Origin of the sequence: Streptomyces sp. CA-210063 (assembly GCF_024612015.1) — a bacterium.
In the GTDB taxonomy this organism is placed as follows: Bacteria; Actinomycetota; Actinomycetes; order Streptomycetales; family Streptomycetaceae; genus Streptomyces.
In genome coordinates this window covers 7,753,913-7,778,125 of sequence record NZ_CP102512.1, presented here as the reverse complement: position 1 = coordinate 7,778,125, position 24,213 = coordinate 7,753,913, and the positions used below count along the sequence as shown (strand labels likewise).

Annotated in this window: 23 protein-coding genes; 18 read left to right on the top strand and 5 right to left on the bottom strand. The window is 70.1% G+C overall.

From position 1 onward, the window contains the following. Positions 1 to 64: 64 nt before the first annotated feature. The 4 genes from lipB to JIX56_RS33955 all read left to right on the top strand — a co-directional run bounded on the left by lipB (position 65) and on the right by JIX56_RS33955 (position 3,547). Positions 65 to 856: a lipoyl(octanoyl) transferase LipB gene (gene lipB / locus JIX56_RS33970; RefSeq protein ID WP_257546266.1), complete on the top strand. Its 792-nt coding sequence runs from the start codon at positions 65 to 67 to the stop codon at positions 854 to 856. A gap of 390 nt (positions 857 to 1,246) precedes the next feature. Further along, complete coding sequence (gene lipA, locus JIX56_RS33965; protein WP_257546265.1) at positions 1,247 to 2,236, top strand: lipoyl synthase; 990 nt, start codon at positions 1,247 to 1,249, stop codon at positions 2,234 to 2,236. A 267-nt stretch (positions 2,237 to 2,503) separates the two neighbouring features. Next, the gene (locus tag JIX56_RS33960) at positions 2,504 to 2,707 is read left to right on the top strand and encodes an SCO2195 family GlnR-regulated protein (protein WP_257546263.1); all 204 of its coding nucleotides are present in this window, start codon (positions 2,504 to 2,506) and stop codon (positions 2,705 to 2,707) included. A gap of 138 nt (positions 2,708 to 2,845) precedes the next feature. Continuing rightward, the gene (locus JIX56_RS33955) at positions 2,846 to 3,547 is read left to right on the top strand and encodes a DUF4191 domain-containing protein (RefSeq protein WP_257546261.1); all 702 of its coding nucleotides are present in this window, start codon (positions 2,846 to 2,848) and stop codon (positions 3,545 to 3,547) included. A 78-nt stretch (positions 3,548 to 3,625) separates the two neighbouring features. On the opposite strand, the gene JIX56_RS33950 is transcribed toward JIX56_RS33955, so the two are convergent. Then, positions 3,626 to 4,093, bottom strand: a complete 468-nt coding sequence (locus JIX56_RS33950) for an RDD family protein (protein ID WP_257546259.1) — start codon at positions 4,091 to 4,093, stop codon at positions 3,626 to 3,628. 196 nt (positions 4,094 to 4,289) lie between these two features. Between JIX56_RS33950 and glnA the strand changes: the two genes are divergently transcribed. From glnA to pspAB, 4 genes are all read left to right on the top strand, one after another. Further along, complete coding sequence (gene glnA / locus JIX56_RS33945; RefSeq protein WP_257546257.1) at positions 4,290 to 5,699, top strand: type I glutamate--ammonia ligase; 1,410 nt, start codon at positions 4,290 to 4,292, stop codon at positions 5,697 to 5,699. Between the two features lie 141 nt (positions 5,700 to 5,840). Continuing rightward, a complete protein-coding gene (locus JIX56_RS33940) occupies positions 5,841 to 6,098 on the top strand; it encodes an SCO2583/SCO2584 N-terminal domain-containing protein (protein ID WP_257546255.1) in 258 nt (85 codons plus the stop codon). Positions 6,099 to 6,170: 72 nt separating this feature from the next. Next, positions 6,171 to 7,094 carry a zinc metalloprotease HtpX gene (gene htpX, locus JIX56_RS33935; RefSeq protein WP_257546253.1) on the top strand — a complete coding sequence of 308 codons (924 nt, stop codon included), beginning with the start codon at positions 6,171 to 6,173 and terminating at the stop codon, positions 7,092 to 7,094. Positions 7,095 to 7,100: 6 nt separating this feature from the next. After that, entirely contained in the window at positions 7,101 to 7,700 is a 600-nt protein-coding gene (pspAB, locus tag JIX56_RS33930) for a PspA-associated protein PspAB (protein ID WP_257546251.1), read from the top strand. Positions 7,701 to 7,805: 105 nt separating this feature from the next. On the opposite strand, the gene JIX56_RS33925 is transcribed toward pspAB, so the two are convergent. After that, complete coding sequence (locus JIX56_RS33925) at positions 7,806 to 8,090, bottom strand: hypothetical protein (RefSeq protein ID WP_257546249.1); 285 nt, start codon at positions 8,088 to 8,090, stop codon at positions 7,806 to 7,808. Positions 8,091 to 8,328: 238 nt separating this feature from the next. Between JIX56_RS33925 and JIX56_RS33920 the strand changes: the two genes are divergently transcribed. Together JIX56_RS33920 and JIX56_RS33915 are read left to right on the top strand one after the other, a co-directional pair. After that, positions 8,329 to 9,306: a phosphotransferase family protein gene (locus JIX56_RS33920; RefSeq protein WP_257546247.1), complete on the top strand. Its 978-nt coding sequence runs from the start codon at positions 8,329 to 8,331 to the stop codon at positions 9,304 to 9,306. A 233-nt stretch (positions 9,307 to 9,539) separates the two neighbouring features. Further along, entirely contained in the window at positions 9,540 to 10,721 is a 1,182-nt protein-coding gene (locus tag JIX56_RS33915) for a winged helix DNA-binding domain-containing protein (RefSeq protein ID WP_257551285.1), read from the top strand. Between the two features lie 222 nt (positions 10,722 to 10,943). On the opposite strand, the gene JIX56_RS33910 is transcribed toward JIX56_RS33915, so the two are convergent. Together JIX56_RS33910 and JIX56_RS33905 are read right to left on the bottom strand one after the other, a co-directional pair. Further along, complete coding sequence (locus JIX56_RS33910; RefSeq protein ID WP_257546245.1) at positions 10,944 to 11,591, bottom strand: DUF4360 domain-containing protein; 648 nt, start codon at positions 11,589 to 11,591, stop codon at positions 10,944 to 10,946. 191 nt (positions 11,592 to 11,782) lie between these two features. Then, on the bottom strand, positions 11,783 to 12,097 hold the full coding sequence (locus JIX56_RS33905; protein ID WP_257546243.1) for a hypothetical protein: 315 nt from the start codon (positions 12,095 to 12,097) through the stop codon (positions 11,783 to 11,785). Positions 12,098 to 12,285: 188 nt separating this feature from the next. Between JIX56_RS33905 and JIX56_RS33900 the strand changes: the two genes are divergently transcribed. From JIX56_RS33900 to JIX56_RS33870, 7 genes are all read left to right on the top strand, one after another. Further along, on the top strand, positions 12,286 to 12,645 hold the full coding sequence (locus JIX56_RS33900) for an arsenate reductase family protein (protein WP_257546242.1): 360 nt from the start codon (positions 12,286 to 12,288) through the stop codon (positions 12,643 to 12,645). 159 nt (positions 12,646 to 12,804) lie between these two features. After that, entirely contained in the window at positions 12,805 to 13,497 is a 693-nt protein-coding gene (locus JIX56_RS33895) for a septal ring lytic transglycosylase RlpA family protein (protein WP_257546240.1), read from the top strand. 424 nt (positions 13,498 to 13,921) lie between these two features. Next, complete coding sequence (glnII, locus tag JIX56_RS33890; protein WP_257546238.1) at positions 13,922 to 14,950, top strand: glutamine synthetase; 1,029 nt, start codon at positions 13,922 to 13,924, stop codon at positions 14,948 to 14,950. Between the two features lie 98 nt (positions 14,951 to 15,048). Next, on the top strand, positions 15,049 to 16,119 hold the full coding sequence (locus JIX56_RS33885) for a DUF6891 domain-containing protein (RefSeq protein WP_257546236.1): 1,071 nt from the start codon (positions 15,049 to 15,051) through the stop codon (positions 16,117 to 16,119). Positions 16,120 to 16,452: 333 nt separating this feature from the next. Further along, entirely contained in the window at positions 16,453 to 17,085 is a 633-nt protein-coding gene (locus tag JIX56_RS33880; RefSeq protein WP_257546234.1) for a winged helix-turn-helix domain-containing protein, read from the top strand. Between the two features lie 100 nt (positions 17,086 to 17,185). Further along, positions 17,186 to 18,208, top strand: a complete 1,023-nt coding sequence (locus JIX56_RS33875; RefSeq protein ID WP_257546232.1) for an SDR family oxidoreductase — start codon at positions 17,186 to 17,188, stop codon at positions 18,206 to 18,208. A 367-nt stretch (positions 18,209 to 18,575) separates the two neighbouring features. Continuing rightward, positions 18,576 to 20,153, top strand: coding sequence for a DUF1996 domain-containing protein (locus JIX56_RS33870; protein ID WP_257546231.1), 1,578 nt, complete (start codon positions 18,576 to 18,578; stop codon positions 20,151 to 20,153). Positions 20,154 to 20,269: 116 nt separating this feature from the next. On the opposite strand, the gene JIX56_RS33865 is transcribed toward JIX56_RS33870, so the two are convergent. Next, the gene (locus tag JIX56_RS33865; protein ID WP_257546229.1) at positions 20,270 to 20,737 is read right to left on the bottom strand and encodes a hypothetical protein; all 468 of its coding nucleotides are present in this window, start codon (positions 20,735 to 20,737) and stop codon (positions 20,270 to 20,272) included. A 117-nt stretch (positions 20,738 to 20,854) separates the two neighbouring features. Between JIX56_RS33865 and JIX56_RS33860 the strand changes: the two genes are divergently transcribed. Further along, on the top strand, positions 20,855 to 23,983 hold the full coding sequence (locus JIX56_RS33860; protein WP_257546228.1) for an alpha-N-acetylglucosaminidase: 3,129 nt from the start codon (positions 20,855 to 20,857) through the stop codon (positions 23,981 to 23,983). The last annotated feature ends 230 nt before the right edge of the window (positions 23,984 to 24,213 follow it).

The window sequence follows — 24,213 nt, the reverse complement described above, 5'->3', positions numbered from 1 at the left end:
CACGCGCCTGACGGAGCTATCGCGGTGCCGCCGCCCGGCGGCACCGCCGAGGGAGGCGCTTGCCGTGAGTGGGTTGCGGTTCGTCCGCATGGGGTTCGGCACGGAGGCCGTCGAGTACCAGGAGGCGTGGGACGAGCAGCGCCGGGTACACGCGGCGCGTTTCGCGGACGAGATCCCCGACACCGTGCTGCTCGTGGAGCACCCGCCGGTCTACACGGCCGGCCGGCGCACGGCCGACAACGAGCGCCCCCTCGACGGCACCCCCGTCATCGACGTCGACCGCGGCGGCAAGATCACCTGGCACGGCCCGGGCCAGCTGGTGGGCTACCCGATCCAGAAGCTCCCCCGCCCGGTGGACGTGGTCGCCCACGTTCGGCGTCTCGAAGAGGCCCTGATCCGTACGTGCGCGGAGTTCGGCCTGGAGACCAGCCGGGTCGAGGGCCGCAGCGGCGTGTGGGTGCTCGGCGACCCGGTCGAGCAGCGGCTCGGCGGGCTCTCGCTGGACCTCGACCCCCGGATGACCGACGACGAGTTCGACCCGCGGATGAACGGGCCGGAGTACGCGCCCTCCAACGCCGGGCAGCGGCGCGAGGACCGCAAGGTCGCCGCGATCGGCATCCGTGTCGCCAAGGGCGTCACCATGCACGGCTTCTCGCTCAACGTGAACCCGGACAACAAGTGGTTCGACCGGATCATCCCCTGCGGCATCCGCGACGCCGGTGTCGCCTCCCTCGCGGACGAGCTGGGGCGTGACGTGGATATCACCGAGGTGCTGCCGGTGGCCGAGCGGCATCTGCGGGATGTGCTGGAGAACGCGGAGTTGAAGCCGCGCGAGGTGGAGCGGGCGTCGGCGTAGTTCGCGGCAGGGGGTGGGGGTTTCGGGTGCGATGGCGGGTGCGGGTCGGTGGGGCTTCTCGCGCAGTTCCCCGCGCCCCTGAAAGACCAGGTCCTGCGGGCCTGAAAGACCAGGTCCTGCGGGCCTGAAAGACCAGGTCCTGCGGGCCTGAAAGACCAGGTCCTGCGGGCCTGAAAAGCACGGGGCGCAGCCCCTGCTTTTCAGGGGCGCGGGGAACTGCGCGACCAGCCCCCACTCACCCGCACCCGCCATCGCACCCGACCCCCCGAGCTCTCCCGCGCCCCGCAGGGGAATGTCACCCCGATGCCGAAGGTTGCCCACCCCGGGGGCCGAGAACCACACGGGCGTACCCTGGTGTACGCCGAAGAATCGAAGCTACAGGGAGCCATCGTGTCCGCAGTCGCACCCGACGGACGCAAGATGCTGCGCCTGGAGGTCCGGAACAGCCAGACCCCCATCGAGCGCAAGCCCGAGTGGATCAAGACCCGGGCGAAAATGGGTCCCGAGTACACGAAGATGCAGAGCCTCGTGAAGAGCGAGGGCCTGCACACGGTCTGCCAGGAGGCGGGCTGCCCCAACATCTACGAGTGCTGGGAAGACCGCGAGGCGACGTTCCTCATCGGCGGCGACCAGTGCACCCGCCGCTGCGACTTCTGCCAGATCGACACCGGCAAGCCCGAGGCGCTGGACCGCGACGAGCCCCGCCGCGTCGGCGAGTCCGTGGTCACCATGGACCTGAACTACGCCACCATCACCGGCGTCGCCCGTGACGACCTCGCCGACGGCGGTGCCTGGCTGTACGCCGAGACGGTCCGGCAGATCCATGAGCAGACGGCCCGGCGCGAGGCCGGCCAGACCAAGGTCGAGCTCCTCGCGCCCGACTTCAACGCCGTCCCCGAGCTGCTTCAGGAGGTCTTCGCCTCCCGCCCCGAGGTCTTCGCGCACAACGTCGAGACGGTCCCCCGGATCTTCAAGCGCATCCGCCCCGGCTTCCGCTACGAGCGCTCCCTGAAGGTCATCACCGAGGCCCGCGACTACGGTCTGGTCACGAAGTCGAACCTGATCCTCGGCATGGGCGAGACCCGCGAAGAGGTCAGCGAGGCGCTGCGGCAGCTGCACGACGCCGGCTGCGAGCTGGTCACCATCACCCAGTACCTGCGCCCGAGCGTCCGCCACCACCCCGTGGAGCGCTGGGTCAAGCCGCAGGAGTTCGTCGAGCTGAAGCAGGAGGCCGACGAGATCGGCTTCTCCGGCGTGATGTCCGGCCCGCTCGTCCGCTCCTCGTACCGCGCCGGCCGGCTGTACCAGATGGCCATGGAACAGCGTCATTCAGCTGCTCCGCAGCGGGGCGGTTCCTACGTCGCCTCGCAGGCCGTCTGACGCTCCGCCCGAATGGCACGGAGTGCCACCAGTCGTGTGAATCTGAGCACAAGAAGCTACTCGCCGGTAATGACTGATTGACCGCGGCCCTGACCGTCCTCGCAGATGAGGGCACTGTCAGGGCCGCGTCGAGGTTTAAGGGCTCCGCATCAAGGCTTCATTGGCGTTTGACCGGTCGGTCACGCCCTGGTAACACCAATCAGTGACCCTGGCTTTACACCCGGTACAGGCCTAGCCAAGGCCCGTCATACCCGAGGGGGACCTCCCATGCAGGCCGCGCCCGTACGCGCCACAGCGATCCCGTCCTTCACCGATGCACTCCGTGCCGTCGAATCGCTGCTCATGAGCAGCGGTCAGCGCACCGCCCGTCGCAACGCCTGGACCTCCGTCCTGGAGGACCGCCGCCGCGCCAAGGACCGTGTCGAGACCGAGCGCGTCCTCGAAGAGGCCGTCGCCTCGCGCACGTCGTAACCACCTCCGCACGACCACCGCTCCACGCCGCCGGCACCGCCGCCGCCCGGCCGCCGCTTCCCCAGCGCCGCCGCCGGTCCCCGGTCCCCACCGGCACCGCCGTCGTCCTCGCTTCTCCGGACACGTAGACTTCGTGCCATGGCGAGGAAGGAAACCGCAGCGGACGCTGCGAACCCCGGGCGACTCAAGCAGATCGCTCTTACGTACAAGATGACCCGCAGGGCCGACAAGAAGATCGGTCTTGTACTCGCGGCTGTCGGAATCATCACCTTCGGTGTCTTCCTCGCGATCGGTTTCTTGATCGGTCACCCCATCTATCTGGGCATTCTCGGCCTCCTGCTCGCCTTCCTCGCGACGGCGATCGTCTTCGGACGGCGAGCCGAGCGGGCCGCGTTCGGACAGATGGAGGGCCAGCCGGGCGCCGCCGCGGCGGTCCTGGACAACGTGGGCCGTGGCTGGACCACGACGCCCGCGGTGGCGATGAACCGCAGCCAGGACGTGGTGCACCGGGCCGTCGGCAAGGCCGGCATCGTCCTGGTCGCCGAGGGCAACCCGAACCGTGTGAAGAGCCTGCTGGCCGCCGAGAAGCGGAAGATGGCCCGCATCGTCGCGGACGTGCCCGTGCACGACCTGGTCGTGGGCACCGGCGAGGGCCAGGTCGAGCTGAAGAAGCTCCGCACGACCATGCTCAAGCTGCCGCGCGTCCTTTCCGGCCCCCAGGTGACCGCCACCAACGACCGGCTCCGCGCGATGGGCGACCTGATGAGCAACATGCCGCTCCCCAAGGGGCCGATGCCCAAGGGCATGCGCATGCCGAAGGGTGGCCCGAAGGCCCGCTGATCTCCCTACTCGTACGGCGAAGGGGGCGCCCGGATCACACCGGGCGCCCCCTTCGTCGTACCAGCGGCCGTACCGCCGTCAGATGCGGACCTCCACCGTGCGCGCCAGCCGGTCGTGCAGGCCCCGGCCGTCGCGGTCCCAGACCAGGGCGGGAACGGCCAGGCACAGCAGGACCGTGCGGACGGCGGCGCGCCAGGGGTTCACCGTGCCGGTGTCCTGGGCGACGACGCGGAGGCCGAAGAGGCGCTTACCCGGGGTGAAGCCGACCGTGCCCAGGGTGAGGACGTGGAGCAGGAAGAAGATGAGCAGGGCCCAGTTGCTGGTGGCCTGGTCGTAGCCGTCGGTGATCAGGCCGTATGCGATCAAGAGGCAGAGACCCCAGTCGACGGCTAGGGCACCGAGGCGCCGTCCGGGGCGGGCGATGGAACCCGGCCCCTCCTCCGGCAGACCGAGCTGCTCTCCCCTGTATCCGAAGTCGACTCCGGCTTCCTCCGCGGCCGCGCGGGGGCCGGAGAGCCACGATCCGATTGCTTGCCTCTTGTCCACCCGCCCACCGTACTGCGACCGTTTTGCCATACGGACAGGTGGGGTGCGGGGCGGGATGTCCGGTTAACTTGTGCGAAACAAATGGGTCACGTACGAGAAATCACCCGTCCCTAGTGTCGACGACAGCGTGTGCCACCGCACTGGCAGCACGAACGAACTACCACCCCGGCAGGACGTCGGGAGTAGGAGGAGCTGGATGTTCCAGAACGCCGACGAGGCCAAGAAGTTCATCGCGGACGAGGACGTCAAGTTCGTCGACGTCCGCTTCTGCGACCTGCCGGGCGTGATGCAGCACTTCACGATTCCGGCCGAGGCCTTCGACCCGGCCGAGGAGCTCGCGTTCGACGGCTCCTCGATCCGCGGCTTCCAGGCCATCCACGAGTCCGACATGGCGCTCCGCGCCGACCTGTCCACCGCGCGCGTCGACTCGTTCCGCCGCGACAAGACGGTCAACATCAACTTCTTCATCCACGACCCGATCACGGGCGAGCAGTACTCCCGTGACCCGCGGAACGTGGCGAAGAAGGCCGAGGCCTACCTCGCCTCCACCGGTATCGCCGACACCGCGTACTTCGGCCCCGAGGCCGAGTTCTACGTCTTCGACAGCGTGCGCTTCAAGACCGCCGAGAACGAGGCGTACTACCACATCGACTCCGAGGCGGGTGCCTGGAACACGGGTGCGCTGGAGGACAACCGCGGTTACAAGGTCCGCTACAAGGGCGGTTACTTCCCGGCCCCGCCGGTCGACCACTTCGCCGACCTGCGTGCCGAGATCTCCCTGGAGCTGGCCGCCTCCGGCCTCCAGGTCGAGCGCCAGCACCACGAGGTGGGCACCGCCGGCCAGGCCGAGATCAACTACAAGTTCAACACGCTGCTCGCCGCGGCCGACGACCTCCAGCTCTTCAAGTACATCGTGAAGAACGTGGCCTGGCGCAACGGCAAGACCGCGACCTTCATGCCGAAGCCGATCTTCGGTGACAACGGCTCGGGCATGCACGTCCACCAGTCCCTGTGGTCGGGCGGCTCCCCGCTCTTCTATGACGAGGCCGGTTACGCGGGCCTGTCGGACACCGCCCGCTACTACATCGGCGGCATCCTCAAGCACGCCCCGTCGCTGCTGGCCTTCACCAACCCGACGGTGAACTCGTACCACCGTCTCGTCCCGGGCTTCGAGGCCCCGGTGAACCTGGTGTACTCGCAGCGCAACCGCTCCGCCGCCATGCGTATCCCGATCACGGGTTCGAACCCGAAGGCCAAGCGCGTCGAGTTCCGCGCGCCCGACTCCTCCGGCAACCCGTACCTCGCCTTCTCGGCCCTGCTGCTCGCTGGCCTCGACGGCATCAAGAACAAGATCGAGCCGGCCGAGCCGATCGACAAGGACCTCTACGAGCTGGCCCCCGAGGAGCACGCGGGCGTCCCGCAGGTCCCGACCTCGCTCCCGGCCGTCCTCGACTCCCTCGAGCGCGACCACGAGTTCCTCCTCCAGGGCGACGTCTTCACGCCGGACCTGATCGAGACGTGGATCGACTACAAGCGCACCAACGAGATCGCCCCGCTGCAGCTGCGTCCGCACCCGCACGAGTTCGAGCTGTACTTCGACGTGTGATCGAGCCCGCGCTCCACGCGTGAGGTGTCGACCGGCCGCTGAGCCGTTCACCGACGCCCCCGTTCCCGCTTCTCGGGACGGGGGCGTCGTCGTATGGTTTCTTGCACGACTGTTCGAGAGAGACGACGGGGAGACACGGGGATGCCCGGACAGGACGACGACGAGCGCGAGTTCGACATCAAGTGGGCGGACAACGCCGAGCACAAGGAGCCCTCCGCACGGGCCCGGATGCTGGCGGCGCGCTGGAAGGAGAACCCTCCCGCGCCGCAGCCCTTCCGCGCCGACCCCGGCCCGGTCGCGCCGCGCCGGTCGTCGTGGGTGTCGACGGTGATCGTCTTCGGGTGTGTGGCGGGGCTGATCCTGCTGATCGGGTACATCAACTATCGGTCGTCGTACTGACGGCTCCATGCCGTTGCCCGAGCGCACAATGGAAGACGGGACGGGTGCCTGCCTGAGTGCGGGGTGGTACGGATGTCGAACCGGTTCCGGAGTGATCCCCGGCTGACCGTGCGGATGACCGTCACGCTGTTTCTGCTCGGACTGCTGTACGTGCTGTTCGTGGCCGTGCTGATCGCGCTGCTGAAGTCCTGGGTGCTGGTCGTGGTGCTCGCGGCGGGGCTGCTGGGCGCGCAGTACTGGTTCTCCGACCGGGTCGCCCTGTACGCGATGCGGGGGCGTGTGGTGGAGCGGGAGGAGTATCCGCGGCTGCACGGGGTCGTGGACCGGCTGTGCGCGGTCGCGGACATGCCGAAGCCGCGGGTGGCGGTCGCGCACATGGAGATGCCGAACGCCTTCGCGACGGGGCGGAACGCCGATCACGCGGTGGTGTGCGTGACGACGGGGATGCTGCGGCGGCTGGAGCCGCACGAGCTGGAGGGTGTGCTCGCGCACGAGCTGTCCCATGTGGCGCACCGCGATGTCGCCGTCATGACGGTCGCCTCGTTCCTCGGGGTGATCGCCGGGCTCGTCGCACGCTTCGCGTTCTACTCGCACGTGTTCGGCGGGCGCCGCGACCAGAACACCGCCGTCGTCTTCAGTGTGATCATGGGCGTCTCCGCCGCCGTGTACGTGCTGAGCTTCCTGCTGATCCGGGTGCTGTCCCGGTACCGGGAGCTGGCCGCGGACCGGGCGGGCGCCCTGCTCACCGGGCGGCCCTCGGCGCTCGCCTCCGCGCTGACCAGGGTCACCGGGGACATCGCGCGCATCCCGACCCGGGACCTGCGGGCCTCGCAGGCCTTCAACGCCTTCTACTTCACCCCGGCGCTCGGCGGCCGGCCGCATCTGGCCCGCTTCTTCGCCACCCATCCCCCGCTGGAGCAGCGGCTCGACCAACTGGGCCGTATCTCGGCGGAGCTGGGCGAGGACTCCGCACCGGGATCCGGGAAGGCGGGCTGAGCGGGCATGGGGCTCCTGGACATCATCCTCGGCCGTACGAAGCCGGTCGCACCCGACCTCGACCGGCTCTTCGCCCTGCCCTCGGCCTCGGTCACGCTGGAGGCGGCCGTCTCCCTCACCCCGACCGGCACGGGCGCCGTGTGCTTCGCGTCCGTCGAGGGCGGGGCCTTCGACGACGTACGACGGGAGGTGCGGGCGCTGCTCGACGCGGACGCGGGGCGGACCGGGCCGCCCGTCGAGATCGAGCGGGACGAGTACGGCTATTCATGGCTGCTCTCCCGGCGGAGGCCGGAGGAGCTGCCCGCGCTGGTGAGTGATCTGCACGCGGTCAACAGCGCCCTGGAGAGCGACGGGTTCGGGCCGCAACTGCTGTGCTCGGTGGTCGGATTCCGGGGAGACGAGGACGGAGACGGTGTCGGCGGGCGGCTCGGGCTCGTCTATCTCTACAAGCGCGGGACGTTCTACCCCTTCACGCCGCTGCCGGGTGCGGGGCAGCGGCGCGACCACGCGCTGGAGCTGCGCGTCCGGGCCGTACTCGGGGACGATCTGCGGATCGAGCCCGAGCTGAGCCGGTGGTTCCCGATCTGGGGTGCCCCGGGGCTGTGACCGGCCCCGGGGCACCCTGCCCGCTCGCTCGCTACGTCAGCTGCTTCCTCACCTGCTTGCTCATCCACTCCCTCTCCTTCTTGTTCCTGCTCCTTCTTGTTCCTGCTACTTCTTCCTGTCCTGACGACGGGTCTCGAGAGGCCGTTCGCGGCGGTAGCGGCGCTCCCACTTCGCCTGCTGGTCACGGCGATCGCGGTACGCGCGGTAGGAAGCGGGTTGGGCCGGGCCGCCGCCCGACGGGGAGCCGGACGAGGGAGCCGCCGAGCCTCCCCCCGTGCGGCCGTAGCGGACGTACAGGTAGAGCAGGGCGACTGCGGCGAGCCAGAGGACTTGGTTGGAGAAACCCAGGACGACCAGAACCGCGGTCGCCGAGAGGATCAAGGTGCCCATGACGGGACTCCTTGGGGCGTGGCGTGGGTGATGGATATGCCTGGACCGGATGCGTGTCTGTCCCGGCGGGGCGCTGGGGGTGAGCGCGACCGTCCGTCGGTGCGTAGAAGAGTAGTCCCGGGACCGGAAAGTGATGCCCGTCCTGCGCGGGCCCGGTGCCCGGTGACTCCGCTGCGCGTATCCAGGATGCTGGTGGGACGGGTGCGCGGGCATCCCATTTATCGGGGAGGCTGACCGCATGGGATTCGACGATCAGGAGTGGGCGGCGACCCGGGCCTGGGTGGACAAGCAGCTTCCGGCAGGCCGCGAGGTGCTGAACTGGTCGGTTCTGCACGGCGGTTGGACCTCGGAGATGCGTCGGCTGACGCTCGACGACGGGACGGGGCTCGTCCTGCGGTCGTTCGTGAAACCGTTCTTCCGGCTGCACGCTCCCGGGCTGTTGAACCGCGAGGCCACGATCCTCACGCTGCTCGCCCCATACGACGACATCCCCACGCCACGCCTGCACGCCGTCGACCCGACCGCCGAACTCACCGACCACCCCTCGCTGTTGATGTCCCTGCTGCCGGGGTCGGTGCGGGTGGCGGAGGACGCCGACCTGGACGCTCGGCTGGACCTGCTGGCCGGGCAGCTCGCGCGGATCCACGCGGTCGTGCCGGAGGAGCGGCCACGTACGTATCAGGCCTGGACCTCTCCTGAGCGGGTCAGCACACCTGGGGGTCCGTTGTGGGAGCGGGCCGTGGAGGTGATCCAGCGGGAGGCGCCGGCGTACGAAGGGTGTTTTCTGCACCGGGACTTCCATCCGGGGAACGTCCTGTTCACGGGCTCGGGCTCGGGCACGAGCGTGGGCACGGGCACGGGCACGGGCACGGGCATGGGTGAGGGCCTGCGGATCAGTGGGGTCGTGGACTGGGTGGAGACCTCGTGGGGGCCGGCGGACCTCGATGTCGCGCACTGCTCGACCGCGCTGGCGCTGCTGTACGGGGCGGAGTACGGGTTCGGGTTCCGCGAGCGGTACGAGGCGTCGGGTGGGCGCCCACTGGCCCGGGACCAGGACCACTTGTACTGGCGGCTGCTGGACGCGCTCGCCTACGCGCCCGACGCGGAGAAGGTCGCGGTGCCCTGGCGCGATCTGGGGCGGACGGATCTGACTCCGGAGGTGCTGGGAGCCCGGCTGGAGGCGTATGTGGGCGGAGTGTGGGAGCGGTACGCGTAGTCGGGCCGGGGGATCGGGCCGACGGTAGGCGGAGGGGCCTCCGTCGCTACCGGCCGCGTCACAACCCGGGCTCGGTCGGGTGACGGGGTCCGCCGACCGGCACCGCCCGATTGTCAGTGGTGTCCGAGAGGATGCGTTCAAGGACTCGGGGGACGGCGTACGGGTGGAGGCGGCGGGCATGGGTGACGGGCGGCGGTACGTCGGAGTGGCCGAGCGGCGGGCCGGCGGCGGGCATGGGTGACGGGCGGCGGTACGTCGGAGTGGCCGAGCGGCGGGCGCGGCTGGCGCTGCGGCAGCGATTGGCCGGATCGGTGCGGGCGGCGGGCCCGGAGGAGGTGGCCGGCTCGCTGGTCGCACTGCACGGCTCGGACCCCGCGACGGTGCATCTGGCGGTGGGCGCGCGGCTCGCCGATCCGGGGCGCACGGTGGCCGAGACCGAGCGGGCGCTGTACACGGACCGGACGCTCGTCCGGATGCACGGCATGCGGCACACCGTCTTCGTGTTCCCCACGGACCTGACCGCCGTGGTGCACGCCTCGACCGGCATCACGGTCGCCGCCAAGGAGCGGGCCGCGCTGCTGAAGCAGATGGCGGCGGCCGGGGCGCCCGACGCGGCCTGGCTGAAGGAGGTCGAGGAGTCGACACTGGCCGCGCTGGCCCGTCGCGGCCAGGCGACGGCGGCCGAACTCGCCGAGGACGAACCGCGATTGCGGCAGCGGTTCGCGTACGCGGCCGGCAAGAGCTACGAGGGCGTGCACACCGTCTCGACACGGCTGCTCAAGGTGCTGGGGGTCGAGGGCAGAGTCGTACGGGGGCGGCCGCTCGGCTCCTGGACGTCCAGCCAGTTCCGCTGGGCCGTGGCGCCCGCGCACCCCGAGCTGGACGTGGCCGAGGCCCAGGCGTCCCTGCTGGGCCGGTGGCTGGCGGCCTGCGGCCCGGCCACCGAGGCCGACCTGAAGTGGTGGACGGGGTGGCGGGTCACCGAGGTCCGCCGGGCGCTGGCGGCGATCGGGGCGCGGGCCGTGACGCTGGACGAGGGCACGGGGTATGTGACCGCCGACGACGAGGCCCCCGTCGACGAACCCGCCGAGCCCTGGGCCGCGCTCCTTCCCGCCCTCGACCCCACCGCCATGGGCTGGCGACAACGCGACTGGTACGTCGCCCCCGAACTCCGGCCCGCCCTCTTCGACTACAGCGGCAACGTCGGCCCGACGGTGTGGTGGAACGGCCGGGTGGTGGGCGGCTGGGCCCAGCGGCCCGACGGGGAGATCGTCTGGCGGCTGCTGGACACGGAGGGGGTGGGGCGGGAGGGGGAGGCGGCGATCGCCGCGGAGGGGGAGCGGCTTCAGGGGTGGGTGGGGGCGACCAGGGTCACGCCGCGGTTCCGGACGCCGCTGGAGAAGGAGCTGGCGTGATTTTCGCTGGAGAGCTCGGGAGGTTCGGTTGTGTGGCGGGTGCGGGTGGTGTGCGGTTGCTCGCGCAGTTCCCCGCGCCCCTTAACAGCATGGGGCGCGCCCGGGGTCTTTCAGGGGCGCGGGGAACTGCGCGACCAGCCCCCACCGGGCGGCAGACAACGAACCTGCGAGTCCAAGGACAGTGCCGGGCGCCCAAAACCAAGAGGGCACCCGGCACCCGGCTCACCCCTCAGGGCACTCCTTCCACGCCAGGTGATAGATCGTGCTGATGTCACCGTCCGTCGAGTCCATGGTCATGAAACTCGTGCTGTTCGCCGGCGACGTCCCCTTGTTCACACGCAGCTCGGTGTTGATGTTGAAGTTGCGCTCGACTCCGCAGGGCGCCCACACCAGTTGGGCCCACTCGGTCTCGTCCGTGGCCTGCCAGTTGTCCTCGAAGGGGCCGTTGAACGCGTGCGTTCTGGAGGCCGTGTCCGGGGAGCCCTGGAAGTAGTACGAGGCCTTCTCGGTGCCGCTCGCGCCGCGCTGGAGCGACGCGAAGCCTCGGTAGTCGACGCTGGCGATGGCGTAGGTGAAGCCGCCCGGTACATGGACGATCAGGTTGAGCTGGCAGTTCTTGCGGAACGCGGTGGACGGGGCGCCGCCGCCGACCTGGGCGAGGTAGTCGCTGTAGGTCACCGTGAACGCGGTGTTGTCCGGCGAGACGGCGACCGCGGCGGTGCCCTGCGGACAGCCGGAGCCGTTCACCGTGGCGACCTTGATGACGATCTTGTCCGGGGGCGGGTCCTCGAACGGGGAATCGGCGTGCGCGGGTAGCGCGCCGGCGAAGAGGGCGGCAACCGCGCCGCCCAGCAGGAGACCACGAACCATGGGGGGTTCTCCAATCGAGGTCATGTACATGTCAATAGACATGCACGAGGTCCCCTCAATCTGTGAAAGAGCTGTGAAGACCGAGGGGCGACCGCATCGTATGGACCCCCAGCGGGCACGGCTAGAGCGATCTCCGGCCAACCCTGGCGGCCGGAGATCGCTCTTTTTTCACGCCTCCCGAGCGGAAAGCCTCAGCGGCTGTAGCGCATCAGCGCCCGCACCATGTGGCACGTGGTGTCCGACGGCGGGTGCACACCGATGACCTCCGCCGTGCTCCGGATCGTCTCGTTGCGCGCCTGGTTCGGCATGTGGACACCGGAGTCGAGCAGGGCGATCGCGAGGCGCATGGCCTTCAGGCGCCGGTTGTGGGTGATGTACCAATCACGCGGACGGCCCGGCGGCAGCGTGTGCTTCACCACCGGTGCGTAGGGCAGGTCGAGCAGGACGGGATGCTGGGCTGTGGACTGGGTGGGCAGCGGCTTCGACTTGAGTGCGGCAGCGGTCACGGACATCCTCCTGTCGCGGTCCGGGCGCCGCCGGAATCCCCCGTCGACACCCTCGAACACGTCTTTTATTTTACTACCCCCCACTGACAATCGCCCCTGGCCAGAAGGCGTTTGAGAGGTCCTGTGACAGAGGTGGAACACGGGTTTTCACACACGGGTCTTCGCACCGGGTTGGCTACGGTGGCGGCATGGAGATCTGGATCAATCCCGCCTGTTCCAAGTGCCGCAGCGCGCTCAGCGTGCTCGACGCGGAGGGCGCCGACTACACCGTCCGCCGCTATCTGGAGGACGTCCCGAGCGGGGACGAGATCCGCGCCGTACTGGACCGGCTCGGACTCGAACCGTGGGACATCACCCGCACCCAGGAGGCCGCCGCCAAGGAGCTCGGCCTCAAGGAGTGGGCCCGGGACGCCGACACGCGCGACCGGTGGATCAAGGCGCTCGCCGAGCACCCGAAGCTCATCCAGCGGCCGATCATCACCGCGGACGACGGCACGGCGGTGGTGGCCCGCACGGACGAGGCGGTACGGGACGCTCTGGCCCGATAGGGCGGCAGTACGGGGCACCCCCCGGTGGGGATTCAGGCCCCGGCAACTCCCCGACTTTTGTGTGGCGCGGGTTACTTGAGAGTTTCCCGTGACCGTTGAGTAACCTCGTTCGGGCTCTCGTACGTACCGGCGAACACTCCCTAGCTCTCGGAGGCGCGCATGTCGCGTAGGAGAACGCTCGGCACGAAGAAGAAGGTCGCCCTGTTCGTGACCGCGGCGGCGGTGGCGGGAGGCGGGGCCTTCGCCATGGCGGCCACGTCGAACGCGGCGCAGACCGCGGCGGAGTCCAGTGTCTGTCAGGGCCTGGCCACCGCGCTCGGCAACAACGAGCGGTTCATCGCGGACCAGAAGGCGAGCCCCGACGCCCAGTCGGAGGCCCGGATCGCCAACCGCGAGGCGGTCGTCGCCCAGATCAAGGTCCAGCAGGAGGCGTCCGGTTGCGTCGCCGGGGAGTCGGCTCAGGGCTCTCAGGCGGCACAGCCCGCGCAGCCTTCCGCGCCGGCCACGGAGACCGGGGGGTCGGCTCAGGACCCCCAGGGCGACGAGGCCGCGGGGAACGCGGGAGGCGCCGGGGACACCGGTGACACGGGGAACGCCGGGGCCGGCGAGCAGGTCTGCGAGGGCTCCACCGTCACCCTCTCCGGGGAGGGCGGCGCCCCGGCCGCGTCCAGCAACCAGTTCCCGGCCGGCACGAAGCTCAGGGTGACCAACCTGGACAACGACAAGTCCACGACCGTCGAGGTCACCTCGGTCTCCGGAAGCTGTGTCCTGCTGAACAACACCGCCTTCGAGGAGGTCCGGGAACCCGGCAAGTTCCTGATCCGCCGCGCGCTGATCGAGAAGGTGGAATGACCCCGGACTGGACGGCGGCGCGATCCTGCTCGATCAGGTGAGGTGAGAGAAGGCCGCCCGCCGTCCAGGAAGGCCGTCAGGCAGTCGTTCGGCCCTGCCGCTCCCCGGGGAGAGCGGCAGGGCCGACGCCATTCCCGACCGGCCGAGCGCGTCGCTCCCGGTCAACCCCATCGCATACGAGGCGTCTCGCGGACGGTCCGCCGTGGGTCCGGCGGGCGTTCCGGAAGGGTGCGCGGCTCCCTGCGTCCCTCTCTCACCACGTGAGTCGCGCCACAGCGGCACCAGGTAACACGGGGTTCACATTCGAGCAACGACCGGGAAATCGCACGTTGACAGGCTGCCGGGCATCAGCGCGGCGTTTCAGTGCCGCAGCGCCGCAGCACCCGCACATGCGCCTAGTGACCCACCCCGAAGGATGAGGCCCGTGACCTTCAAGGCTGAGTACATCTGGATCGACGGCACCGAGCCGACGGCCAAGCTCCGTTCCAAGACGAAGATCCTCTCGGACGACGCCAAGGGTGCCGAGCTTCCGATCTGGGGCTTCGACGGGTCCTCCACGAACCAGGCCGAGGGGCACTCCTCGGACCGCGTGCTCCAGCCGGTCTTCTCCTGCCCGGACCCGATCCGCGGCGGCGACGACGTCCTCGTGCTCTGCGAGGTCCTCAACATCGACATGACGCCGCACGAGTCCAACACGCGTGCCGCGCTGCGTGAGGTCGCCGAGAAGTTCGCCGCGCAGGAGCCGATCTTCGGCATCGAGCAGGAGTACACCTTCTTCCAGGACGGCACCCCGCTCGGCTTCCCCAAGGGCGGCTTCCCGGCCCCCCAGGGCGGCTACTACTGCGGTGTCGGCGCCGACGAGATCTTCGGCCGTGACATCGTCGAGGCCCACCTGGAGAACTGCCTCGCCGCCGGCCTCGCCATCTCCGGCATCAACGCCGAGGTCATGCCCGGCCAGTGGGAGTTCCAGGTCGGCCCGGTCTCCCCGCTGGAGGTCTCCGACCACCTGTGGGTGGCCCGTTGGCTGCTCTACCGCACCGCCGAGGACTTCGACGTCGCGGCCACCCTCGACCCCAAGCCGGCCAAGGGTGACTGGAACGGCGCCGGTGCGCACACCAACTTCTCCACGAAGGCGATGCGCGAGGGCTACGACGCGATCATCACCGCGTGCGAGTCGCTGGGCGAGGGCTCGAAGCCGCTCGACCACGTCAAGAACTACGGCGCCGGCATCGACGACCGCCTGACCGGTCTGCACGAGACCGCCCCGTGGAACGAGTACTCCTACGGTGTCTCCAACCGTGGCGCCTCGGTCCGTATCCCGTGGCAGGTCGAGAAGGACGGCAAGGGCTACATCGAGGACCGCCGTCCGAACGCCAACGTCGACCCGTACGTCGTGACGCGGCTGATCGTCGACACCTGCTGCACCGCGCTGGACAAGGCCGGCCAGGTCTGATCCACCCGGGCTCCCAGAGCCTGACCTTCCGAGAGGGCGTCCACCGATTCCGGTGGGCGCCCTCCGGCGTTGTCAGTGGGGCATGCCATGGTGGGGGCATGAAGATCCACGGGGGCGACCCGGCCCGCACGAACGAGCCCGTCGGCCTGGCCGAGTCGGCCCATGCGAACGAGCCGGCCGGTACGGACGAGTTGGCCGGTACGGACGAGCTGGCCGTCAAGGTCGAGACGGAGAACTGGGAGAAGCACGCCCGGATTTCGGCGGAGCGGCTGCGCGAGCTGGTCTGCCGGATCGGGGACGAGGGCGACCGGTTCCTGGTCGCGCAGCGGATACCGGACGTCCCGGACGTCTTCGTCCAGGTCTGGCACGAGCGGGGCGACGGCGACACCGACGGCGAGTACCAACTGGAGTACCGGGAGGGCCGCGACCGGTTCTTCGGGGCCGTCCTCACCGACCCGGAGCGCGTCGCCGCGGCCATGACCGGCTGGGCGCGGGGGACGCCGGGCTGGGAGAGCGGGATCGAGTGGACCCCGGTCGAGCACGACGCCCCCGAGGAGGTGCCGGAACTCCCGGACGAGGTACGGGAGCAGGTCGAGGAGCGGGTACGGGAGCTGCTGCGCTGCGGATACGACGACCGTGCGCAGTTGAGCGAGGCCGCCGAGGAGTATCTGGTCGACGATGGGGGCCCCTCCCGCTCGAGCGAAGCCGAGAGTGGGGGATACCGACCGGTCTCCCCCGCCCAGGCCCGGCAGCTCGTCGACCGGCTGTGGGTGGAGCGGCTCACCGAGCAGGAGACCTGGGAAGGGGTCACCGACCCCGAGCGGATCACCCGCGCCTTCGAGTCCCTCCAGAGGGCCCACGACATCACGGCCCGGGAGAACTTCACCTGCTGCCGCAACTGCGGTACGACCGAGATAGGCGCCGAAGGCTCGTCGGCCGCCCGGGGGTTCGTGTTCTTCCACTCGCAGTGCACCGAGGACGCCGCCGCCGGGCACGGACTGATGCTGCTGTACGGCGGGTTCGACGGGTCAGCCGACACCACGGTGGCCGTGGGGCGGCAGGTCGTCGCGGCCCTCGCGGCGGAGGGACTGTCCACGGAGTGGGACGGCGATCCCGCCACGGCCATCACCGTCACCCCGCTGGAATGGCGGAAACGCCTGGTCGGATGAGGTCGCGACACCCCCGCGTCCACGTCGAGGAAGCGTCCAGGCAGTGGCAGAGGGCTCCTGTCACAGGCGTGTGTCTGCTTCAATGGGACCATGGCCGGCTTCCAGAACCGACGCGCGACGGGTCGCCATGACCTCGAGCCGTTCTGGCCTTCCCGTCAGCACCACGACTTCGACCGGGTGTGTTGCCGCGCGATGAACGCGCCGGCCCTCTAAAGCCGTACACCCCGGTCTTCGGTCGGCGCGAAACGACGTACGTCCCTCGGCGGATCCGATCACGACATCGGTCGCCGAGGTCTCCCGGACGAACCTCTCGCGCGAAAGAGCTGACCTCTCATGGCGAACACCCGTTCTCTCTCGACCGCCGCCCCTCTGACCGCCGCGTCGGGCTCCGCCCCGGCCGTCGCCCCCTCGCCCGGCGCTTCGCCCCGGCACCGACTGCGTGCCGTGAGCAGGGACGAGGTCGACGTGGCGGACTTCCTGCCGCCGGGGGCCACCTGGCTGCCCGCTCCCCAGCACACCCTGCCCACGCTGCCGGGCCGGCCGCCGATGGTCGGCTATCTGGTCCTGGTGCCGGCCGACCAGCAGCCGCCGATGCCGCCGTTCGCGGTCGTGGGCGAGAAGCCGGCCGACCTCCCCGGCTCCGGCTCCGGCTCCGGTTCCGCCGCGGCCGGGGGCGAGTTGGTCCGCGTCGACGCCGTGCAGCGCACCGCCGAGGTCGACGGGCGGCCGCTCGACCTCACGTACCTGGAGTTCGAGCTGCTCGCCCATCTCGTCACGCATCCGAACCGGGTGCACACCCGCGACCAGTTGGTCACCACCGTGTGGGGCTACGGGCATGTGGGCGACGGGCGGACCGTCGACGTCCACATCGCCCGGCTGCGCCGCAAGCTCGGCACGGAGTTCCGCCAGACGATCCAGACGGTCCGGCGGGTCGGGTACAAGTACGCGCCACCGCTGAGTCGTTGACGGCGGATCATCCGGGCCGCACGGTTTCCCCGAGGCACGCGGATCTCCTGAGAGCAGATTCCCGTTCCGTACCCGTCGTCCGGCGGGCAGAGTCGTCGGCATGAGACTTCTGATGCTGGGTGGTACGGAGTTCGTGGGCCGCGCCGTCGTGGAGGCGGCGTTGGCCCGCGGCTGGGAGGTGACCGTCTTCCACCGGGGACGGCACGAACCTCCGGCCGGGGTGCGGTCGTTGCTGGGCGACCGCACCGCACCGGACGGGCTCGCGGCGCTCGTCGACGCCTCCACCGCCGCCTCCGCTTCCGGCGGGGGCGGATGGGATGTCGTCGTCGACACCTGGTCGGCGGCGCCACGAGCCGTTCGGGACACCGCGCGGCTGCTGGCCGGTGTGGCCGAGCGGTATGTCTACGTGTCGAGTCGCTCGGTGTACGCCTGGCCGCCGTCCGCCGTGCACGACGAGGGGGCCCCGCTGGTGGAGGGCGCGTCGGCGAACGCGGAGCAGACGGACTACGCCCGCGACAAGCGGGGCGGAGAGCTGGCCGCCGTCGAGACCTTCGGCGCCGACCGCTCGCTTCTCGTGCGCTCAGGGCTGATCCTCGGGCCGTACGAGAACATCGGCCGTCTGCCCTGGTGGCTCACGCGCGTCGCCCGGGGCGGGCCCGTCCTCGCGCCCGGCCCTCGGGATCTCCCCCTCCAGTACATCGACGTCCGCGACCTCGCCTCCTGGATTCTCGGCGCGGCGGAACGGGAGTTGAGCGGCGCCTACAACCTCGTCGGGCCGCCGGGCACGACCACGATGGGCGCACTGCTCGACGCGTGCGTCGAGGTGACCGGCGGGGCGGCCGAACTCCGGTGGACCGCACCGGAGTTGGTTCTCGAGGCCGGCATCGAGCCGTGGACCCAGTTGCCGGTGTGGGTGCCGGAGGGGAGCGACCTCTACGACGCGTTGCACCGGGCGGATGTGTCGCGAGCCGTACGGGACGGACTCCGCTGCCGGGGCGTGGCGGAGACCGTACGGGACACCTGGGAGTGGCTGACACGGCTCGGCGGGGTCGCCCCGCAGCGACCGGACCGGCCGGCGGTGGGACTGGACGCGGCGGTGGAGGCGAAGGTGCTGGGCCTTTAGAAGCTGCTGGGTCTTTAGAAGCTGCTGGGTCTTCAGAAGCTGCTGGGTCTTCAGACAGTGCTGGGTCGTTGGACAGTGCTGGGTCGTTGGGCGACAAATCGGCGTGCGACGGCGGTTCTCGCGTATCTTGTGCCAGGGCCGCCGAAACGCTCCCTTCACGGACTCCGCCAGAGGCCTTCACCGCGCACACGCCGTAGGGGATCGACAACTCCCGGTGTTTCGTGGGGTGTTGAAACCAGTTTGTCCCACGAATCTCTCATCAATTTCTGAGTCGCCTGAACACTCCTGGGACTCCCCGCGTATTTGATGGAGCCGCTTCACTCCTGTCGGGCGCCTCGATGCCCCGCAAGGAAGTCAGAGGAGTTCCATGGGACGCAACACAAGGAAACGACGTTCGCCGCTGGCCGTTCGGGCCATTGCCGCATCCGCGGCGCTCGCGGTCGCGGGTGGCGGGCTGGTCTGGGCGAACTTCTACGCCTCGGCCGGTGAGTCGAAGTCCAAGCAGAACAGCACACTGGCCTCCGCACAGGTGGCCACCATCGACTGCCCGGACGTCGGTCAGCAGCTGACGAGCGTGCCCAAGAGGGCGCGCAAGGGTGTCGCGAAGGAGCTGGCGCTCCTGGACCAGCAGATCACCGCGGCCTACAAGCGCCTCGCGGACACACGCCAGGCCCAGGCGGGGGATGCCGGCTTCGTCAACAACGCGATTCTCGGCCCGCTGAAGTCCAAGCGAGTGGCCACGCTCGACCGGATCGGCATCAACATCCGGAACGCGGGCGGCAAGACTCCGCAGGGCATGGACCAGCTCGCCACCTGCCAGGGCGTAGTGGACGAGAACCAGACCAACGCCGGTGGCGGCCAGAACCAGGGCGGCAACGGCGGCGGTCAGAACCAGGGCGGCGACGGCCAGGACCAGGGTCAGGACAACGGCCAGGACCAGGGTCAGGACCAGGGCCAGGACAACGGCCAGGGTCAGGACAACGGTCAGGGCCAGGACCAGGGTCAGGCCGGCAACGGTCCGGTCGCGGCCGACTTCCAGGACATCACGCAGGTCCAGCCGAACGGCGGCCCGCAGGGTGTGAACGGAAACGGTCTCGCCGCGAACGGTGACGGCGGTTCGACGGGTACCTTCACGACGAACTGCGGCACCAACGAGAACGAGCTCCGCAACTCGGACAACGTGATCGTCGCCCCCGGTGTCAGCAACGGTGCCCAGCACCAGCACGACTACGTCGGCAACCAGAGCAACAACGCCTTCGCGAGCGACCAGGACCTGGCGAACGCCGACACCACCTGCCAGAACCAGGGTGACAAGTCGTCGTACTTCTGGCCGGTCATCCGTATCCAGGACGGTACGCAGGACATCGACGCGGGTCAGCCCGGTGGCGGTCAGGACGGCAACGTCGGCAAGATCGTCGAGCCGAGCCAGGCCGAGCTGAAGTTCGTGGGCAACAAGCAGGGCGATGTCGTCGCCATGCCGACGGCCCTGCGCATCATCACCGGTGACGCGAAGGCGTTCGTGAACGGCCTCGGCAACGCCAACACCAACTGGAGCTGCACCGGCTTCGAGGACCGCCAGCTGACGGACAAGTACCCGATCTGCCCCGAGGGCAGCTCCGTGGTGCGGACGTCCTTCTTCCAGAGCTGCTGGGACGGCCAGAACATCGACAGCGCCAACCACCGCACGCACGTCGACTTCGTCGAGCAGGACGGCAGCTGCTCCAACGGCTTCCAGGCCATCCCGCAGCTCCAGGTCCGTCTGGTCTACGACGTCCCGGCCCCGCAGATCCAGAACGGACAGGTCGTGAACCCCTTCGCGATCGACTCCTTCCCGGAGAACCTGCACAAGCCGATCACCGACCACAACGACTTCATCAACTTCTTCGACGAGAACACGATGAACCAGGTGGTCGACTGCATCAACAGCGGCCAGGACTGCCAGTAGTCCTGAAGCGGCACCCCTGAGGCAGTAACGCGGTAACGAGGAAGCCGGCGGTGGGATCTCCCACCGCCGGCTTTCGTCTTCCCCGAAGCCGCGACCCGCGCGATCAGCCCGCGCGATCAGCCGCTGTGGCTGCCACTGGTGTGCGTGCCGTTGTTGTGGCTGCCACCGGGGTTCATGTGCGCGGACCCCTCCTGCATCTCCCCGCCGAGCGTGCCCTGCAGCCCGGTGACCGTCTTCTCCTCGCCGACGGCGACCCACTTGCGGCCGACGAGGTAGTAGCCGCCGTAGTCCTTGGCGCCGGCCAGCCACTCCGCCTGGCCGCGGTCGGTGGCGAAGGTCGCGAGGACGAACTTGCCGTCGAAGTCGCCGTCGTTGTTCGTGCAGAGGGCCTGCCGGATCGTGTCCGCGTCCGTCTGCATGTCCGGCTTGCAGCCCACCTCGCCCGCGATGTGCTCCAGCGTCCCGGTCGCCGTCTTGGGGACCGCCGCCTCGGCGTCGTCGCCCGAACCACAGCCGGTCAGCGCCAGCAGGGCCACGACCGCTCCGGCCGCGCTTCCCACAAGCCTCTTCCTCGTCCAACTCATGCGTACGTACCTCCGGGTCCATTCCGGCGACGTGAACTCGCCAGCTCCGTGCGCACCGTTGTTCACGGACGGTCGTCCCGTTAGCGTGCCGCCACTGTCGACACAGGGGGCACACAGATGAACAGTCCGTCGCGACGCACGGTGCTGGGCTCGGCCGGTGTCATCGGCCTCGGCACCGCCCTGGAGTGGTCGGTACCGGCCCACGCCGCGGAGAGCCCCGGCGGGGGCCCCGCCTTCGATACGGCTCCCGCGCGCTCCGCGCTCAATCGGCTGCTGCCCGGCCACGCCGAGCAGTTCCGGCTCAGTCTCCTCGACCGGAGCGGAACCGTCGACCGATTCCGTGTCACCGGCACCACCGGGCGCGTCCACGTGCAGGCCACGACACCGGCCACCCTGCTCATGGGCGTCCACTGGTACCTCAAGTACGTCTGCGGGGCCCACCTCGCCTGGAACGGCAGCCAACTCGACCTCCCGAGCCGCCTCCCCGCGCCCGCCCGCTCCCTGGAGAGATCCACCGCCCTCCCCCACCGCTTCGCCCTCAACGACACCAACGACGGCTACACCGCCCCGTACGCGGACTGGTCGTACTGGGAGCACCAGATCGACCTGCTGGCGGCGCACGGCTGCAACGAGGTCCTGGTCATCGCGGGCATGGAGGCCGTCTACCACCGGCTGCTGAAGGACTTCGGCTACTCCGACGAGGAGTCCCGCGCCTGGCTCCCCGCCCCCTCGCACCAGCCCTGGTGGCTGCTCCAGAACCTCTCCGGCTACGGCGGCCCCCTCTCCCCCGAACTGATCGCCCGCCGGGCCGCACTGGGCCGCCGGATCACCGACCGTCTGCGCGAACTCGGCATGTCCCCCGTCCTGCCCGGCTACTACGGCCATGTCCCCAAGGAGTTCGTGGAGCGCAACGGCGGTGACGCGCACGTCGTCCCGCAGGGCATCTGGCACGGCTTCGAACGCCCCGACTGGCTCGATCCACGCACCGACGCCTTCGCCCGGGTCGCCGCCTCCTTCTACGGCCACGCGAAGGACGTGTTCGGCGAGGCGTCCCACTTCAAGATGGACCTCCTCCACGAGGGCGGCACGGCGGGGGACGTACCGGTGCCGGACGCGGCGCAGGGCGTGGAGAAGGCCCTGCGGACGGCCCACCCCGGCGCCACCTGGGTGATCCTCGGCTGGCAGGAGAACCCGCTGCCGGAGCTGGTGGACGCCATCGACAGGTCGAAGATGCTGATCGTCGACGGCGTCTCCGACCGCTACACGAGCGTCACCGACCGCGAACGCGACTGGGGCGGCACCCCGTACTGCTTCGGCACGATCCCCAACTTCGGCGGCCGTACGACGATCGGGGCCCGCGCGCACCTCTGGAACGACAAGTTCTTCGCGTGGCGGGACAAGGCGGGCAGTGCGCTGGCCGGTACGGCGTTCATGCCGGAGGCCACCGACCGCGACCCGGCGGCCTTCGAGCTCTTCTCCGAACTGGCCTGGACCCCGAGGAAGATCGACCGGGCGGCCTGGTTCTCGTCGTACGCCGATTTCCGCTACGGCGGCCGCGACGACTCGGCCCGCAGAGCCTGGCGGGCGTTGCACGACACCGCCTACCAGCAGCAGGCCGTGGAGCGCAGCGACCCGCACGACTCCCTCTTCTGCGCACGCCCCGACCTCGCCGCGGACCGGGCCGCCGAGTACGCGCCGAGGGCACTGACGTACGACCCGGGCCGCTTCGACGCGGCCCTCGCCGGACTGCTGGGCGTGGCGGGCGGGCTGCGCGGCAACGCGGCGTACAGGTACGACGTGGTGGATGTGGCGAGGCAGGCGCTCGCGCACCGGAGCCGCCAGTACCTGCCGCAGCTGCGGGCCGCCTACCAGCGCAAGGACCTGGAGACCTTCCGCACCCTGTCCACCCTCTGGCTGCGGCTGATGCGGCTGTCCGACGAGGTCACGGGTACCAGCGGGGCCTTCCTGCTGGGCCCCTGGGTGAACGAGGCGCGGCTGATGGCGACGAACGACGCCGAGCGGGCGGAGTTCGAACGGACGGCGAAGGTCCTGATCACGGTGTGGGGCGGGCGCGCGACCTCCGACACCGGGAACCTGCACGAGTACGGCAACCGGGAGTGGAACGGCCTCATGGCCGACTTCTACGTCCCGCGCTGGCAGAAGTGGCTGGACACCCTGGAGGACGCGCTCGCCACGGGGACCGCTCCGGCGGCCGTGGACTGGTTCGCGTTCGAGGAGCCGTGGACGCGGGAGCGGAAGGACTATCCGCTGCGGCCGGTGGGGGACGCGTACGCGTCGGCGGTGCGGGTGCGTGACGTACTGGCGCGGGCGCCGTACCAGGGGACGCTGACCGTCACCGCGGAGCCGCCGGTGCTGCCGCCCGGCGGGAGTGCGCGGGTGTCGGCGGTCTTCCGCAACGTCAACGGGCTGCGGGCCACCGGTCGTGTGGACTTCGCCCTCACCGGGTTCGACGGTACGGCCGAACCCGAGGGGCCGACCTCGCTGGCGAGCGTTGCGGCGGCCGGCTCGGGCACGGTCCGCTGGCGCGCGAACGCCCCGGGTACACCGCTCGACCGCCCGCTGCGGCCCCTCCCCTACACGATCACCGTCCAGTACGGGCCGCGCGGCGAGGACCGGGTGAACGGCCGCTTCGACGGAACGCTCTTCGAGGCGGGGCCACTGGATTCGGGGTGGAGCACCTACACCACCAACGGGGCCGTCTTCGGGCAGCTGGAGGACCGTTTCGCCATCGATGGTGCGGGGGCGGACCTCTGGCGGGGCACCACGGAGTTCGGCACGCTCTACCGGCCGGGCGAGCTGCGGGACGGCACGTCCGTCACCCTCCGCGTCGACTCCCAGGCGGCGACGGGGAACTGGGCACGGGCGGGGATCGTGGTGCGCGACAGCCTTGGTACGGCCGGGTCGCCGGGGTTCCTGAATCTGGCGGTCACTCCGGCGAACGGGGTGGTCCTGTCGTACGACAGCACGGGGGACGGGACGCTCGACACGTATCGGCGGATCACGGGGATCAAGGCGCCGGTGGTGCTGCGGTTGACCCGGGTGGGGGTGGGTTCGTACACGGGTGAGTGCTCGATCGATGAGGGGGCGAGCTGGCGGGTGGTGGCGACGGTGGGTGTGCCGGGGGCGGCGGCGGGGGCGCAGGATGTGGGCCTGTTCATGAGCGCGACGAATGGAGGGAGCGGGGTGCGGGGGACGGTCGAGTTCAGCGGTTGGTCGCTCACGTAGCGGCGCCTCAGGGGGTGGGGGTGCGTGTGTGTCGGCGGGTGCGGGTGGGTGGGGGCTGGTCGCGCAGTTCCCCGCGCCCCTGAAAAGCAGGGGGCTGCGCCCCGTGCTTTTCGGCCCGCAGGGCCGTCGTCTTTCAGGCCCGCAGGGCCTGGTCTTTTAGGGGCGCGGGGAACTGCGCGAGCAACCACACATGACCCGCACCCGCCAACACACAGGCCCCCACCCCCTAA

What these genes read in the sequence shown, in the direction of transcription:
- JIX56_RS33870 (WP_257546231.1), top strand. Translation starts at nt 18,576, where the DNA reads ATGGGACGCAACACAAGGAAACGACGTTCGCCGCTGGCCGTTCGGGCC.
- JIX56_RS33885 (WP_257546236.1), top strand. Translation starts at nt 15,049, where the DNA reads ATGAAGATCCACGGGGGCGACCCGGCCCGCACGAACGAGCCCGTCGGC.
- JIX56_RS33875 (WP_257546232.1), top strand. Translation starts at nt 17,186, where the DNA reads ATGAGACTTCTGATGCTGGGTGGTACGGAGTTCGTGGGCCGCGCCGTC.
- JIX56_RS33865 (WP_257546229.1), bottom strand. Translation starts at nt 20,737, where the DNA reads ATGAGTTGGACGAGGAAGAGGCTTGTGGGAAGCGCGGCCGGAGCGGTC.
- JIX56_RS33960 (WP_257546263.1), top strand. Translation starts at nt 2,504, where the DNA reads ATGCAGGCCGCGCCCGTACGCGCCACAGCGATCCCGTCCTTCACCGAT.
- JIX56_RS33920 (WP_257546247.1), top strand. Translation starts at nt 8,329, where the DNA reads ATGGGATTCGACGATCAGGAGTGGGCGGCGACCCGGGCCTGGGTGGAC.
- JIX56_RS33925 (WP_257546249.1), bottom strand. Translation starts at nt 8,090, where the DNA reads ATGGGCACCTTGATCCTCTCGGCGACCGCGGTTCTGGTCGTCCTGGGT.
- JIX56_RS33900 (WP_257546242.1), top strand. Translation starts at nt 12,286, where the DNA reads ATGGAGATCTGGATCAATCCCGCCTGTTCCAAGTGCCGCAGCGCGCTC.
- JIX56_RS33880 (WP_257546234.1), top strand. Translation starts at nt 16,453, where the DNA reads ATGGCGAACACCCGTTCTCTCTCGACCGCCGCCCCTCTGACCGCCGCG.
- JIX56_RS33860 (WP_257546228.1), top strand. Translation starts at nt 20,855, where the DNA reads ATGAACAGTCCGTCGCGACGCACGGTGCTGGGCTCGGCCGGTGTCATC.
- JIX56_RS33915 (WP_257551285.1), top strand. Translation starts at nt 9,540, where the DNA reads ATGGGTGACGGGCGGCGGTACGTCGGAGTGGCCGAGCGGCGGGCGCGG.
- JIX56_RS33895 (WP_257546240.1), top strand. Translation starts at nt 12,805, where the DNA reads ATGTCGCGTAGGAGAACGCTCGGCACGAAGAAGAAGGTCGCCCTGTTC.
- htpX (WP_257546253.1), top strand. Translation starts at nt 6,171, where the DNA reads ATGTCGAACCGGTTCCGGAGTGATCCCCGGCTGACCGTGCGGATGACC.
- glnA (WP_257546257.1), top strand. Translation starts at nt 4,290, where the DNA reads ATGTTCCAGAACGCCGACGAGGCCAAGAAGTTCATCGCGGACGAGGAC.
- JIX56_RS33910 (WP_257546245.1), bottom strand. Translation starts at nt 11,591, where the DNA reads ATGGTTCGTGGTCTCCTGCTGGGCGGCGCGGTTGCCGCCCTCTTCGCC.
- JIX56_RS33940 (WP_257546255.1), top strand. Translation starts at nt 5,841, where the DNA reads ATGCCCGGACAGGACGACGACGAGCGCGAGTTCGACATCAAGTGGGCG.
- pspAB (WP_257546251.1), top strand. Translation starts at nt 7,101, where the DNA reads ATGGGGCTCCTGGACATCATCCTCGGCCGTACGAAGCCGGTCGCACCC.
- JIX56_RS33955 (WP_257546261.1), top strand. Translation starts at nt 2,846, where the DNA reads ATGGCGAGGAAGGAAACCGCAGCGGACGCTGCGAACCCCGGGCGACTC.